Source organism: Niallia sp. MER 6 (assembly GCF_023714395.1).
In the GTDB taxonomy this organism is placed as follows: domain Bacteria; phylum Bacillota; class Bacilli; order Bacillales; family Cytobacillaceae; genus Niallia.
Map to the genome: position 1 here is coordinate 108,262 of NZ_JAMAUK010000007.1, position 12,724 is coordinate 120,985.

General features: G+C 37.7%; 18 protein-coding genes. 4 read left to right on the top strand and 14 right to left on the bottom strand.

The genetic code is table 11. The features are described from left to right. Positions 1 to 17: 17 nt before the first annotated feature. The 3 genes from M3600_RS11625 to M3600_RS11635 form a co-directional block, all read right to left on the bottom strand. The gene (locus M3600_RS11625; RefSeq protein WP_233313837.1) at positions 18 to 650 is read right to left on the bottom strand and encodes a YesL family protein; all 633 of its coding nucleotides are present in this window, start codon (positions 648 to 650) and stop codon (positions 18 to 20) included. A gap of 319 nt (positions 651 to 969) precedes the next feature. After that, positions 970 to 1,926: a magnesium/cobalt transporter CorA gene (corA, locus tag M3600_RS11630; protein ID WP_233313838.1), complete on the bottom strand. Its 957-nt coding sequence runs from the start codon at positions 1,924 to 1,926 to the stop codon at positions 970 to 972. A gap of 113 nt (positions 1,927 to 2,039) precedes the next feature. Beyond that, entirely contained in the window at positions 2,040 to 2,696 is a 657-nt protein-coding gene (locus tag M3600_RS11635) for a M50 family metallopeptidase (protein WP_251646073.1), read from the bottom strand. 160 nt (positions 2,697 to 2,856) lie between these two features. Here M3600_RS11635 and M3600_RS11640 point away from each other — a divergent pair, with 160 nt between their 5' ends. After that, a complete protein-coding gene (locus M3600_RS11640) occupies positions 2,857 to 3,546 on the top strand; it encodes a DUF1796 family putative cysteine peptidase (protein WP_237941431.1) in 690 nt (229 codons plus the stop codon). A 57-nt stretch (positions 3,547 to 3,603) separates the two neighbouring features. On the opposite strand, the gene M3600_RS11645 is transcribed toward M3600_RS11640, so the two are convergent. From M3600_RS11645 to M3600_RS11665, 5 genes are all read right to left on the bottom strand, one after another. After that, positions 3,604 to 4,083 (bottom strand): CBO0543 family protein, encoded by a 480-nt coding sequence (locus M3600_RS11645; RefSeq protein ID WP_251646075.1) that lies wholly within the window; start codon positions 4,081 to 4,083, stop codon positions 3,604 to 3,606. Between the two features lie 6 nt (positions 4,084 to 4,089). Continuing rightward, the gene (locus M3600_RS11650) at positions 4,090 to 4,560 is read right to left on the bottom strand and encodes a CBO0543 family protein (protein WP_282581433.1); all 471 of its coding nucleotides are present in this window, start codon (positions 4,558 to 4,560) and stop codon (positions 4,090 to 4,092) included. 116 nt (positions 4,561 to 4,676) lie between these two features. Further along, on the bottom strand, positions 4,677 to 5,378 hold the full coding sequence (locus tag M3600_RS11655) for an N-acetylmuramoyl-L-alanine amidase (protein WP_233313843.1): 702 nt from the start codon (positions 5,376 to 5,378) through the stop codon (positions 4,677 to 4,679). 285 nt (positions 5,379 to 5,663) lie between these two features. Continuing rightward, the gene (locus M3600_RS11660; RefSeq protein ID WP_233313844.1) at positions 5,664 to 6,173 is read right to left on the bottom strand and encodes a hypothetical protein; all 510 of its coding nucleotides are present in this window, start codon (positions 6,171 to 6,173) and stop codon (positions 5,664 to 5,666) included. Continuing rightward, on the bottom strand, positions 6,170 to 6,643 hold the full coding sequence (locus M3600_RS11665; protein ID WP_233313845.1) for a hypothetical protein: 474 nt from the start codon (positions 6,641 to 6,643) through the stop codon (positions 6,170 to 6,172). The genes M3600_RS11660 and M3600_RS11665 overlap by 4 nt, the downstream gene beginning before the upstream one ends. Positions 6,644 to 6,804: 161 nt before the next feature. On the opposite strand from M3600_RS11665, the gene M3600_RS11670 reads away from it, so the two are divergent. The 3 genes from M3600_RS11670 (at position 6,805) to M3600_RS11680 (ending at position 9,255) form a co-directional block, all read left to right on the top strand. Next, entirely contained in the window at positions 6,805 to 8,064 is a 1,260-nt protein-coding gene (locus M3600_RS11670; RefSeq protein WP_251646077.1) for a glycoside hydrolase domain-containing protein, read from the top strand. A gap of 433 nt (positions 8,065 to 8,497) precedes the next feature. Continuing rightward, positions 8,498 to 8,782 (top strand): hypothetical protein, encoded by a 285-nt coding sequence (locus M3600_RS11675; protein ID WP_233313847.1) that lies wholly within the window; start codon positions 8,498 to 8,500, stop codon positions 8,780 to 8,782. A 116-nt stretch (positions 8,783 to 8,898) separates the two neighbouring features. After that, complete coding sequence (locus M3600_RS11680; protein ID WP_233313848.1) at positions 8,899 to 9,255, top strand: hypothetical protein; 357 nt, start codon at positions 8,899 to 8,901, stop codon at positions 9,253 to 9,255. 10 nt (positions 9,256 to 9,265) lie between these two features. Here the strand turns inward: M3600_RS11680 and M3600_RS11685 are convergent, their stop codons facing one another. The 6 genes from M3600_RS11685 to queC all read right to left on the bottom strand — a co-directional run bounded on the left by M3600_RS11685 (position 9,266) and on the right by queC (position 12,655). Continuing rightward, a complete protein-coding gene (locus M3600_RS11685; RefSeq protein ID WP_233313849.1) occupies positions 9,266 to 9,583 on the bottom strand; it encodes a phospholipase A2 family protein in 318 nt (105 codons plus the stop codon). Positions 9,584 to 9,693: 110 nt separating this feature from the next. Next, positions 9,694 to 10,221, bottom strand: coding sequence for an endolytic transglycosylase MltG (locus M3600_RS11690; RefSeq protein ID WP_233313850.1), 528 nt, complete (start codon positions 10,219 to 10,221; stop codon positions 9,694 to 9,696). Beyond that, a complete protein-coding gene (locus M3600_RS11695) occupies positions 10,211 to 10,591 on the bottom strand; it encodes a hypothetical protein (RefSeq protein WP_233313851.1) in 381 nt (126 codons plus the stop codon). Before M3600_RS11695 ends, M3600_RS11690 begins: the two co-directional genes overlap by 11 nt. Positions 10,592 to 10,785: 194 nt before the next feature. Beyond that, a complete protein-coding gene (queE, locus tag M3600_RS11700) occupies positions 10,786 to 11,508 on the bottom strand; it encodes a 7-carboxy-7-deazaguanine synthase QueE (protein WP_233313852.1) in 723 nt (240 codons plus the stop codon). Further along, entirely contained in the window at positions 11,505 to 11,987 is a 483-nt protein-coding gene (gene queD / locus M3600_RS11705; protein WP_233313853.1) for a 6-carboxytetrahydropterin synthase QueD, read from the bottom strand. The genes queE and queD overlap by 4 nt, the downstream gene beginning before the upstream one ends. Beyond that, positions 11,987 to 12,655: a 7-cyano-7-deazaguanine synthase QueC gene (queC, locus tag M3600_RS11710; protein ID WP_233313854.1), complete on the bottom strand. Its 669-nt coding sequence runs from the start codon at positions 12,653 to 12,655 to the stop codon at positions 11,987 to 11,989. The genes queD and queC overlap by 1 nt, the downstream gene beginning before the upstream one ends. Positions 12,656 to 12,724 lie beyond the last annotated feature (69 nt).

Sequence of the window (12,724 nt, forward strand, 5' to 3'; positions counted from 1 at the left end):
TTATTGTCTTATCTCCTTTACTGCAAGACTTGTTCCTTAGCTGTACCTTTGTCCATGCTGCTAAATGCCTTCATAGCAAAAGCAGTGACAACCAATGCAAATAAGCTTCCACTGAAAAATATAATCACCGTTACGTGGATCAGACTGATTAAAATGGCACCAACTGCTCCTGCCAACATTCCAATCGTGTAAAATGGTCTAGAAAAGCCAATTAGAACTGCATACTTAAATGTTTTTGATAACGGAATATCATAGTGTACGTACACGGGAAACACCATTAAGAACACAATGGTAAAAATGAGCAGCAGAATCATAAAAATTAACGCAAAAACGGATGTTTCTTGGCCCATCCAGCCGAATATAACAAAATCAACATAAAAAACAGCCATTACCGTTAATAAAATCCAGCTTAATTTATTGGCGCGCCAGAATTCCCGCTTATAAGCATGCATAAATGTGCGATAAACAGGTATATCCGTGTGCCCTTGCAGCCATTTTCGCGTGACCGTATACATAGCAACCGTTGATGGTCCAATTCCAAATACAATGAACCCGACAGCAGTAAAGAATGCCCATAATAAATTTAGATAGGCAAGCCTTGTCACCCATTCACAAAAACGATAGATACCATTTGTGACGAAATGATACATAGTAATCCCTCCATCATCCATCTTATTTATTTAAGCGCTTTCATTCCTCCTTTTAGTTTAATGAATTATGACCGTCAAGAAGTGCAAAAAAACAGACATTCATGTTTAATAATCAGTGATTTGCTAACAGAAAGCCTGGCCGATTTACTTTACTGTCTGCTATTATTATAAAGCACTTCTCCCAGTATTTGAAAGATACTAGCAAATAATAAGGAAATTCTACCATAAAATAGTTATCCTTTTTAAAAACCAGAAGACTAGAAGCAAACATTTGTTTATAAAAAACGATGCCTGCATCATCTATGCAGTGCATCGTTTTTTATTTGAACCATCCTTTTCGCTTAAACCAAAGGATCATGATGACCCCTAAAACAATCATAAAAGTTAGGGAAAACAAATAGCCATAGCGCCAAGACAGCTCAGGCATATGTTCAAAATTCATGCCGTATATCCCAGCGATAAAAGTAAGCGGCGAAAAAATCGAAGTGATGATTGTCAGCACTTTCATGACATTATTCGTCTGATGGGAATTAAGAGATAAATAGCTGTCTCTAATATCTGCTGTGATTTCACGGTTGGACATAACCATTTCCGACAGCTTAAGCAGATGATCATATATATCGGAGAAATACTCCCTTCTCGCATTGATTCCCTTCAGATGATGGGAGTTGAGCATGCGATACAGCAAATCACGCATCGGATGGACAGTATGCCGTAAGTTTAAGAGGGAATATCTTGCATCAAAAAGCTCTTCCATTAAGGCATTCATTGATTTATTCTGGGTATTATCTTCTATTTTGTCTAAGTCATCCTCTAAACTATAGAGGAGAGGAAAATAGTTATCGACTATTTTATCAAGGATTTGATAAAACACATAATAGGTGTCCCATTTTTCTATTTTCTTGTGAGAAAGAAGGATTGTCCACACTTGAGATACTTCGATTGCAGGTGAAGAATGAAAGGTGACGATAAAATTATCTCCCACAAAAAAATCTAATTCCTCCTTCATGAGTTCACCCTCTTCTTTGCGAAGAATATGTGTTACATAGAAGGCGTGATTGTCATAATAGTCAAGCTTCGGACGCTGGAGCCGGTGGACACAGTCCTCGACCGCCAGTGGGTGAAAATGAAAGACATCAATCAGTTTGGTAATTTCCTCTTCTGTCGGACCGTTAAAGTCGACCCAATACCATTTATATGCGGATATATTTAAGTCATTGATAGAAACATTCAGATCCAATCGATTATCTTCAGTAACGCCAATGATTTGAATCACCTAAAAACAGCCCCTTTTAGTCTAGCTTCCTTTTGCGTATCTTTCCCAACCATCCCTTTTCTTACTATAACATTCCCCCTTTACTACATAAAAAAACAGGCCGGTAGCCTGTTTTACTGAATGACAAAACTTACACCTAAATAGCCGAAATAAAGGGCCTGACCGAAAAATAAAATGCCCCAGATAAAGGCGGGAATGATTTTTGTCATCTTGGCAAGACTTGTAGCATCTCCTGCAGTCATCGGTTTTTTAAAGCTTAAATGAAGCACAATAAAGGCGCTTTTTATTGACTGTACAAAAATAATACATGTTAACAGCTGTAATGTATGTACTTTCAGTAACATGCTGCCGTAAACGGTCAGCCAAAGAAAAAAGCTGCTCGCACAAATAATCCACAAGAAACCATATAAATTGCGTATCCACAATACAAGTGCTGTTAAACAAATACCTGCATAAATGTACAGCAAGAGCTCAAATGCCCCAATTGTTATCAGCCAGATTGAAAAGAAGGAAAAGGCAGAAGCAAATAGATAGCCAGACAGTGTTGTTACAAACCTGCTGAACCAGTTGGCATGTTCGGTGAAAGCCAGTCCTTCAGTATTTGCGAATAAATGAATTTTACGTACCTTTCCGCCACATATTATCGCCGCAAGCCCATGGCCGACTTCATGAATTAATGTTTGAATAACAGCAACATATCTTCCGAGCACGGGAATATGCAGAAAAATTACCGCCACAATTAGATATAATAAAAAGCTCGTTAAAGTCAAAGTCGTGTCCTCCTGTCATTTGATGCTTATATATTAAGGGAGAAATCTTAAAAAAGCCTAAACATTACATGCAACTATGTTAAAAAAAATGCCGTTTGTCCAAGCAATTACCTGTCACTCATCATTCAATATACTATAATGCCAGAGCAAAGGAATGATTATGGTGAATTTACAAGAAATAAAAGGCCCTTATGATTTAATGCTCGGAATCGGCAGCTGGTGTGGTCCTTCCTTGAATTTAAGAAGACATAATTTGCGCAGATTTGCCTTTCCCCTTGATTGGATGGTTTCCAACTCCGTTGCTGATGTGACAAGATTAATCAACAACCGCTTTCAAGGATTTATGGATTTTCCAAATCTCGTACTTACAGAAGGAACCTCCAGTTCCCTTGATGATGGAGTAGCTGTCATGCCAGCACAAGGCGGAACAGAACCAGTTAATGCCCATTTCATTTACGATACAGTATATAATATAACATCTGTGCATGATTTCCCAATCGTCCCTGGACAAGATTGGACTGTAACGTATCCAGCTTACAAGGAAAAGCTGCAAAAACGGATTGCTAATCTGTTTGAAAAGCTAGAATACAGCCCGAAAATTTTATTTGTGAGATGGGGTTTTGCTACCCAAGAAGAAGCGCTCGCCCTTCATGCTGCCCTCTCAACATTAGTAAAAGGGGATTTCAATTTACTGCTCATGCTGCCAGTAAACGGAATAAAAGGAATGCAGGAAATGTACTGGCCATATCCGGGAATATGCGCTGTTCAGGTGCCAATTGAAGAGCCGAATAATGATTCTATTTGGGACGAGGTCTATAACGGACTGTCATTGACAAATTTTTGGCCATAAGCACTAAAAGCCATACAGCACTCCGTGCTGAATGGCTTTTTTATCTCATATAGCTGCTTATTCTTCTCGCATCAGCATTCCCTTTTCGAACCAAAATACAAATACTTTTAAGATTGAGAGCATGATGATGCTTGATACAAATCCAAGTGCCCAATTCCAATGATGGTACTCGACAAGAGAAGTAGTTCTTTCTACAATAACACTGTAAGTTGGGGCAATCGTTCCAAACAGAAGAAAATAAAACAGAGTTTTTACATACCGGCCCTTTTTTGGATAATACAAGATAAACAGCATACCGATCGTTGGAAAAAGCAAGTAATGAAGGGTAAAGCTTAATTTCGTCGCGTACGGAAATTCACGATACGGAAATGCGACTAATTGCATTTTTATTTGTACAAATTCATAAAGCCATGCAATGGACTGGGAAAACAAGAATGTGATTTGTGCCACCCGTTTATTGCTATTACGTATGTTCAGAAATATAATAATCGGTACAGCAGCCCATATAACCATTAATATCCAAAATTCTTTATGCATGGTGTCTCACCTTAATCCTCTTTTAAACCATTTGTAATACTTATGGCTCAAATATAATATGAGCATGACACTAAAATAACTCCAATACCATTGCCATTTATGATAATCCACCAACTTTGTAAATCTTTCGAGTATGAACTCTATGCAGGTAAAAAAGCCGGCAATCAACAAATAATAGAACAACTTAGGAATAACTCTTCTTGATGATGGATAATACAAATTAAACAAAATAGCTGTTATTGGAAACAAGAAGAATTCAAAATATAAACTTGATCTGTAATCATTATTATCATTAGGAAACAATTGCACCGGATATTCAATCCACTTCATTTCTACGACAAATAATCCAATCGGCCATGAAAAGAATTGAATAGACAAAAAAAGAATAAAAGCATCCCTTGCTTTCTCAGCTGGGATGAATCGCCATGCAATCACAAAGCTGATAATAAGTATGCCTGCTAAAATCAAGCGTTCCATCACCAAAAACAATCACCTCAAAAGGGTTAGGTATTCCCATATTATACCCAGTTGATAACATACTATGTGATTGCTTTTTATTAAGAAACCCTGCTTAACAGCAGGGTTTTCCTTTTTTATTTAATACGGATACTTTGACCAACCTTCAGTTCAGTCGCATTAACATTAGGATTAAGATTTTTTAATGTTCCATGCTTGATATTTAAACGTTCTTCTATATCCCAAAACGTGTCTCCTGCTTTAATTTTATACGTTGTGGAAGCGGCTTTTTTCTTTAAGTTAAAGGCTCGCTCAAGCCCTTTAACATGTCCTAATGCAACTGCATCAAGGAAGTCATCATTCTTTAAAAGGTTAGCATCCTTGCGAGTGTCGATGAATAAGCTTTCTGTCAAAATTGCAGCCATATCAGATTCTCTCAATACATGCAGATCGGATGCTTTTGTCCCCCTGTCGACTACATTATAAGATTCAAGTTCATCCATGATTGCATTATGAATGGCTGCATGAACCTTACCGGTTCTGCTTGAGATTGCAAGTGTGTTGTAGCGGTAATCTTCATAGCCTGTTCCGCCGCCCGCATTGATATGCACAGACAGAAAAAAGTCAGCATTCCAGCTGTTAGCAGCATCTGTCCGCTGATCAAGACTCAAAAATTTGTCTGTTGTGCGGCTCATTTTCACCTCAACATCTTCGTAGTCCTTCAACAAAGCTTGTATCTTTTTAGCAATCTTTAACGTTAAGTCCTTTTCCTGCAGCCCATTACCGACGGCACCAGGATCAGATCCGCCATGCCCTGGATCAATAAATATTTTTGTCATACTAACCATCTCCTTTTTAGAATTAGCGAGTATGGATCAGCACAGAAGAAAAGGCATTCATGTTTCCAAATAATAAAATAAGTAATATAGTTATAACGACTCTTTTCTTTTACCGATCGACTAATATTAATATATGATTATTTGAAATTTTTGTGAAAATTAGTGATGAAGGGCTTCTAGACAAGAAAAGAACAGTTGCTAACGGCATATTTACTGTTTAAATTATTGTTTTTATAAAAAAAGATATCCAATTGGATATCTTCGAAAAGTTTAACAAACTACCCCCTATTCATTTTCCTTGCTTTTGCTTTTCTGCTCTTCCTTTTTTATATAAGCATAAATAAATGCGGTGACAGTTTGGATAATCAGAAAAACGGGAAGAGAATGGACAAGTTTATAGCCATTTTGCAAGGTGATAATATGCAGCAGGCTAAATACAAATTGTGCTCCAATACCAATACCTGCCCAAACGACAATATACAAAATGCTAAATAGACCCCGTATCCGCAGCACTTCATAGAAGTAATTAAAGCAATAACCGAACGGTACAAACAGCATATAGTACACAAAGTCAAACAGCTCATAATGATTAATATCATTCACTCTATAATAATCAAGCCGGCCGCCACCGATGGTGAAATCGAACACCACCCCGATTGTGAACCCCCAAACAATACTTAATATAGTCAGTTCTGTTGACAGCACCTTTGGCAAGATAACCATAATCGCGTATGTGACTCCGACGAAAATCAGCAAAGCAATTTCATTCATATCAAATGTTCCGATTAATTTCATACCGTTTTACCTTCTTTTTGAATAATGGACTGGTAGAAATAATGAATTACTAAAGCACCGCAAAAATAAAGGACAAAATAAATATAATCAAGACTTAGATTCCACTGCTTTGTTTCAATCAAATTACCTGCGAGTGCCAACAAAATAAAAGCGAATAAACACATCGCTCCTCCTAATGTAACGAAAATGGTTTTTAATCTAGTCGTTTTTGTCAGGATGATGTTTATATAAATAATTGCCGCTACTGGTGTAATTATCGTCCGAAACAACAAAAAAGCCGTATATGCTTGTGTTGTATCCGCAATTTTCACTAAAACAAGCTCCTCGTAAATAATCCAATTCCAATGGATGCTGACAACAAGCATGATTAGAAAAATAATCATATTTTCCCCTTTTGATATCACCTTTTTTTGCAGATAAAAGATGGCCGTGATTAGCCATGCAAAAAAGAAAAAAATAGAAAACAGCATTTTTTTCACCCTACTAGATATTTTTTTTAGCTTCCCCCTTTCGCTTTATCCTATACGAGAGGCTTTGTGAATAATCGATAACTTTCTTCCTGGACAAGCCCGAACAAATGGTTGTAATTCAACATATTGTAGTTAAGAGGGATAAAGGAAGGTGTGATACGATGAATTGGAAAAGATATTTAATCATTACAGCTTCAGCTTTATTGATTTTGTTAATGGGCATCGGTGCATTTATATATGAAAATTCTAATAGTGCTGCAGTGGCTGATAGCTCTGAAACAAAGGCTAATAATAGCTCTGCAACTGAGTCAGAGCAACAAAACGAAGCAGAAAGCAGCTCTAGTCTTTCAGTTTCTAATAATATTGAAAACAATGTAAGCGGCCAAGCTAAAGCGGAAATTGAGAGTTCGATTCAGAATGAAGTGGAAAATAAAGACGCAAATATTAAAAACAATATAACTAACTCTATCAGCGATGAAGCAGAAGTGAAACTGACAAATAAACTGGAGAGTCTCTTAAACGGCAGCTTAACAGGTACTTTAAATAATGCAATCAACAATGAGGTAAACAGTACTGGGCCAACAACCATTGAAAATAATCTGATAAACAATATTCAGCTTCAAGTTAATGTCGAAGTTACAAATGGTATTACAACATCAGGCAAAGAGACAAACGCAGAAAACGACAGCAAGGAGAATAACGATAACGAAAATGCAGGAAGCGAGGAAGAATCAGCTAATAATAATGCAAGTTCTTCAAAGGATAAACCTGCCTATATTTGGGGCATAGACTCTGCCAGTGCATCTACAGATGAATTCTATGCTTGTGTGAATGAGAACTTCGGTAATCCTAAAGTGGTAGCCCGCTATTTGGGCCACAATGAAGGTGTTTCTGCTGGTTTAACAAATGAGCAAATCGACTTAATTCATGAAAAGGATGCAGACGTTTTGCTTATACACAACGGCTTTACTGATGCAACAGGATATGATAATGGAGTCAATGAAGCAAAGGAAGCGATTGATCTTGCAAATGAATTAGGAACACCAGATGGAGTAGCAATATTTGCAGATATTGAACCGACTTACCCAGTCGATGCTGCCTTTATTGAAGGGTGGTATGATGAAATAACTGCTTCTAATTTCGAGCCAGCCATATATGGCGTGTTTGACAATGGCAGTGATTTAGTAGATTCCTTCAACGAAGCTGCTCAAAATAAACAAGAAGTAAAGGATGATACCTTTATTTGGTCAGCATCGCCAAGCATCGGTATCACCACAGAACAAGAAGCACCTGATTTTGATGTCGACGCACCTGAAGGATCGTTGGCATACGGCTGGCAGTATGGAATAAATGCTGAAACCTGTAATATTGACACAAACCTGTTTGACAGCAAATTAACAGAAGTATTGTGGAGCGCATAATCAAATACTGGTATGTTACAGGACTTACTTACCTGTAACATACCAATTTTTCATGGAATTATATAGACTATTTTACCTAATTATTATAAGCTACGATAGATACAGCATATAGTGAGTACTTCCAACAGCTAGCTTTAGCTGCTAAAATTTTTGGCCATTTCTAAAAAAAGGCACTCAAGAGGATATCTTGATCCATCTAAAACGAGCACGCAAAACAAAAGCAGCTCAAGCCGTATGTTGCACTAGATGAAAAAAATAAAAAGACTTCTCAGAAGGTGTGCGTTCCACCCATCAAGCCTATCAACAAATCGTAATCATACTAGAGTCTTAAGGCATGTTAGGGCTGTTTGAAACACGAGCCTTTTGAATGATGTGAAACACCGCGCTCCTTCCTATAATGAGGAGTAATAGACATAAAAACACAGGGGGAAATATGAAAATTTATTTGGTCATTTTACAAGTTATTTATTTACTATGTCTCATACCTTGGCTGCCGATATGGGGACTTTCTTTTATGAGCTTTGATGGAGGATTCAGCTTTTATAATATTCTATTTGTCTTAATTGTCAGCTTGTATCCAGTTGCCTTTATTGTCTGTACGATTCTTTCGTGGATATTCAGAAACAAACGAAAAAAAACTGCCATTATTATTAACTTAATTCCTATTATTTGGGTCGCAGCATTTGCTTTCGTTTTATTTACATTTAATTTTTCTTAAAAAAGGGCTATGTAAGGCCCTTTTTTTTGTTTCCGCTTTAAACTGCTTGCTGCAAGGATAACAGTAATTTATAGCGTGCATACTATCCTTACTACTATTATTTTTGGAGGCAGACAATGAGTAATATTTTAGGAACTATGTTCGCTAAAGCTAAAAATACATTGACGCAGACAGCAGAAACGGTACGCAACAGCATGCTTGCAAACAAAGAAGGTGCAACTATATCTGTCATCGGCTTAGCAGACTATATTGAAACACATCAAGATACAAAAAAAGCCACTCAATTCTTATTAGGAGATTTTTATCATTTCTATGTTTTAGAGGCAGAGGGAATACATTATTATTTAGAGAAAAAAAGTGACTATATTCTTCAGTTGGATGCTTCGATGGATGACCAAATCCTTGTTGCTTATCGCTCTTACCGGGATAAGCAGCATTTACAGGAAATGTTTTCTTTTCCAATCCAAAAATAACACAACGCCGTTATCTTCGGCGTTGTGTCCGTCTTGGCTTTGCACAATTCAAATCAGTGCGCAGTTTCATGAAGCCAGAGATAAGTCTGGCAGTGCTTCCTTCGTGTGTTCTTTCATTCGTTTTTCTTTGCACGCATTCAATTAACAGCTCGTCACATCTGCAGCTTGAGCCGTATCTTGCTACACAATCATCATGTTTTTTACAGCATGAATCTACGTAGTTGATTGGCGCTCCTGGGCCGCTGCAGCCTGGGCCACAGTATCGATAACCGCCTGGCAGGCAAAATCCCCTGCTCCTTTTATTTCTTTTCATCTTTTCACCTTCCATAATAAAGCTTCCTCCTAGCATTTTATGGAATGGAACGAAAACGGTTTGGCTTCCCACCTATGGCAATAAAAAAATCACTTATGCTGTATGCATAAGTGATTTTTTTGCTTTTATTGTTTTTGGAAAATAGTAGATATAATTTTATTTGTAGACATGGAGCTGTCGATTTTATATGAGCCAGGCTTCAAGTATTTTTCGACACCTTTTTTCTCTACTTCTTTAGAAAATTCGAAGCCGCTCATTTTAATGATATCAGCATCTTTCAAGGCGTTTCCAACATCAATACTTGTCATCCCGTTTGATACATATATGCTAGTGCGATAGACAACATCACCATTGCTCTCTGTATCTTCACTTGCTGATTTTTTAGCAGCATCGACTTTTTCCTGCCATTGCGTTTCTGTCTTTTCAGCTTCTTCTTTTGTTTGTACAACATAGCCGGAGGAAGCGAGTAGTTCTTCCATCTCTTCAACAGTCGGTGTTTTAACCGCTTCTGTATTTGTATCCTCTGTCACAGCAGTTGTTGCAGGTTCTGCTGCTTTTGGTGTATCTTCCTTAGTCACATAATAGGCAACACTGCTAATGGCTGCCGCTAAAAGTAAACCTGCTGCAAAACTGCTTATGGTACTAGGCTTCATTTACAACAGATCTCCTTTCTTCTTTCTCCATAATATAAGGAGCAAGCATTTTTTCCACTTGTTCAACTGACAGCTTTTTTTGGCCGGCAATTGTTTCAATGGAATATTTGCGACGGTGCAAGTCTAAAACTTCTCTTAATTTAACGCGATCAGCTAATGCTAATCGAACGCCAGATTCTTTTTCAATGATCTCTATATCGAGCTCTAGATTGCGAACTTGTGTCTGCAGCTGTGTCAGCTCTTCTGTAACAGAAAGGTGAATCATATCGATTTCCCTTTGTTCTGCTTTTGCTGTTTTACGGCTTCTGATTGTGGAAGCAAATAACAGCACCACTGCAGCAATAAATAAAATGGCTAAAGTCCATTCCATTACTTATCAGATCCTCCCTCTTGTTAGAATCTACTATTCTAATAATTTATTATACATTGTTTCCCGCTTTTTTTCGATTATATTCTACAAATTCCTCCGATAGTAAGATAATATTGTGTCCAAAAAAGGAAATTTGTCCATATTAATAGTTATATTGAACCTTATATTTATCAGTAAAACTAGGTATTTATAGTCTAAACGCCTCTTTTATTTCCCCAAACCAATGCATGAAGCTGCGGAAGAACGCGAACGTCATTCATTTCACTCGTGTTCATAGTGAGGTCAATCAGCCATTCATATTTCGTTAACAGCTTTTGCAGCAATTCTTCATTATTGCCATTTGTAATGTCATCATTGCCTACTTGCAAATAAAAAGGCACATTTGGGTAGCGTTGATGAACATGAATAGCATATTCATAGTCTGCTTCATCAAAAACAACCACCTTCAAACTGAACAAGCTGTTTGCATCTGACAATTTCGTGATGATGTCATCTAAAATGGCGAAATTTGTTTTCATTCCAGAGCTTGGCGGCTTAGGCGAAATGGTCAGATCATCAATTTGCTCAAACCAGTCTTGCCATTTGCTTCCCTGTGTTTCTAAAGCCAACTGGATATTTTTTTGCTTTGCCAGCTCAATGAAATGGCGAAGGTTTGTCAGCAGGGCTGGATTTCCCCCTGAAATAGTGACATGGTCGAAGCGATCTCCGCCTAATTCAGATAATCGTTCCCAAATTTCCTCTGCTGTCATTTGGATAATATCATCTTTTCCTGTGCCATCCCATGTGAAAGCAGAATCGCACCACGAACAGCGATAATCGCACCCGGCAGTGCGGATAAACATTGTTTTCCTGCCCACAACCATCCCTTCTCCTTGGATTGTCGGCCCGAAAATCTCTAGCACCGGTATTTTGCTCATCCCATCCATTCCCTTCTTGCTTCTGCAAAACTCGTAGGTGTCTCATATAGCTTGATATACTCTACTCTCAGCTTTTGGCTGTCATTATTGTATTGTTTTAATTCTTCATTTAATTTTTCATACATCCACACAACCATGTTTTCTGCAGTTGTATTCATATGCGGCAGTGTTTCATTTAGATAGCGGTGGTCGAGATATACTTCTATTTTTTCCTTCCAAATGTTTTTCAGATCACCAAAGTCAATGACAAGTCCGATATCATTTGTTAAACCGCTCACTGCTAGAATAACTTTATATGTGTGCCCATGTAGATTTTTGCATTTTCCTTCATAACAGTGAAGATGGTGTGCAGCATCGAAAGTAAATTCCTTGGAGATTAGCACTCTTTTCTGATGATAATTCAACTCTTCTTTTTTTATGTCCTGGCCGATTTTCTGCAGGTTCTCCACAATTCGAAAGCCGAAGAAATTAGTGTCCATTATACATGTGCCTCTTTCTTTCCTTCAAGATATTTATCTAGTCCTGCTTTTCTAAGCAAGCATGAAGGACATTCTCCACAGCCGTCGCCGATTACTCCTTCATAGCATGTCAACGTCTTTTCTCTCACATAGTCCAGTCTGCCTAAATCGTCTGCAAGCTTCCAAGTTTCCGCCTTATCCAGCCACATTAAAGGTGTATGAATGACAAAGGATGTGTCCATGGAAAGATTAAGTGTTACATTAAGGGATTTAATGAAGGAATCACGGCAATCAGGATATCCGCTGAAATCTGTTTCACAAACGCCTGTAATGATATGCTTTGCACCAATTTGGCTTGCTAAAATAGCCGCAAAAGACAAGAAGACAAGATTTCTGCCTGGAACAAATGTAGAAGGAAGCTCCCCATTTTCGCCTTCTTTCACTTCAATATCACTTCGAGTCAATGCGTTCGGTGCCAGCTGATTTAATAATTCCATATCTAGAATATGATGTTTCACACCAACCTCTGCAGCAATATCAATTGCACATTGAATTTCTGCTTTGTGTCTTTGATTATAATTAAAGGTAACAGCTTCTACCTCTTTGAATGTTTCTAAAGCCCAAAACAGGCATGTAGTGCTGTCCTGGCCTCCGCTGAATACAACAACTGCTTTTTCATCTCTTAACATAATTAAAAATACTCCCTTTCTACCATTACAACTAATGCCCAATTACCAAAAAAAAAACAGCACTCCAAG

Bases quoted from the DNA above. Each gene is read 5' to 3' on its own strand.
- M3600_RS11625 (WP_233313837.1), bottom strand. From the start codon at position 650: ATGTATCATTTCGTCACAAATGGTATCTATCGTTTTTGTGAATGGGTG.
- M3600_RS11640 (WP_237941431.1), top strand. From the start codon at position 2,857: ATGGTGAATTTACAAGAAATAAAAGGCCCTTATGATTTAATGCTCGGA.
- M3600_RS11645 (WP_251646075.1), bottom strand. From the start codon at position 4,083: ATGCATAAAGAATTTTGGATATTAATGGTTATATGGGCTGCTGTACCG.
- M3600_RS11650 (WP_282581433.1), bottom strand. From the start codon at position 4,560: ATGGAACGCTTGATTTTAGCAGGCATACTTATTATCAGCTTTGTGATT.
- M3600_RS11655 (WP_233313843.1), bottom strand. From the start codon at position 5,378: ATGACAAAAATATTTATTGATCCAGGGCATGGCGGATCTGATCCTGGT.
- M3600_RS11660 (WP_233313844.1), bottom strand. From the start codon at position 6,173: ATGAAATTAATCGGAACATTTGATATGAATGAAATTGCTTTGCTGATT.
- M3600_RS11665 (WP_233313845.1), bottom strand. From the start codon at position 6,643: ATGCTGTTTTCTATTTTTTTCTTTTTTGCATGGCTAATCACGGCCATC.
- M3600_RS11670 (WP_251646077.1), top strand. From the start codon at position 6,805: ATGAATTGGAAAAGATATTTAATCATTACAGCTTCAGCTTTATTGATT.
- M3600_RS11675 (WP_233313847.1), top strand. From the start codon at position 8,498: ATGAAAATTTATTTGGTCATTTTACAAGTTATTTATTTACTATGTCTC.
- M3600_RS11680 (WP_233313848.1), top strand. From the start codon at position 8,899: ATGAGTAATATTTTAGGAACTATGTTCGCTAAAGCTAAAAATACATTG.
- M3600_RS11685 (WP_233313849.1), bottom strand. From the start codon at position 9,583: ATGGAAGGTGAAAAGATGAAAAGAAATAAAAGGAGCAGGGGATTTTGC.
- M3600_RS11690 (WP_233313850.1), bottom strand. From the start codon at position 10,221: ATGAAGCCTAGTACCATAAGCAGTTTTGCAGCAGGTTTACTTTTAGCG.
- M3600_RS11695 (WP_233313851.1), bottom strand. From the start codon at position 10,591: ATGGAATGGACTTTAGCCATTTTATTTATTGCTGCAGTGGTGCTGTTA.
- queE (WP_233313852.1), bottom strand. From the start codon at position 11,508: ATGAGCAAAATACCGGTGCTAGAGATTTTCGGGCCGACAATCCAAGGA.
- queD (WP_233313853.1), bottom strand. From the start codon at position 11,987: ATGGACACTAATTTCTTCGGCTTTCGAATTGTGGAGAACCTGCAGAAA.
- queC (WP_233313854.1), bottom strand. From the start codon at position 12,655: ATGTTAAGAGATGAAAAAGCAGTTGTTGTATTCAGCGGAGGCCAGGAC.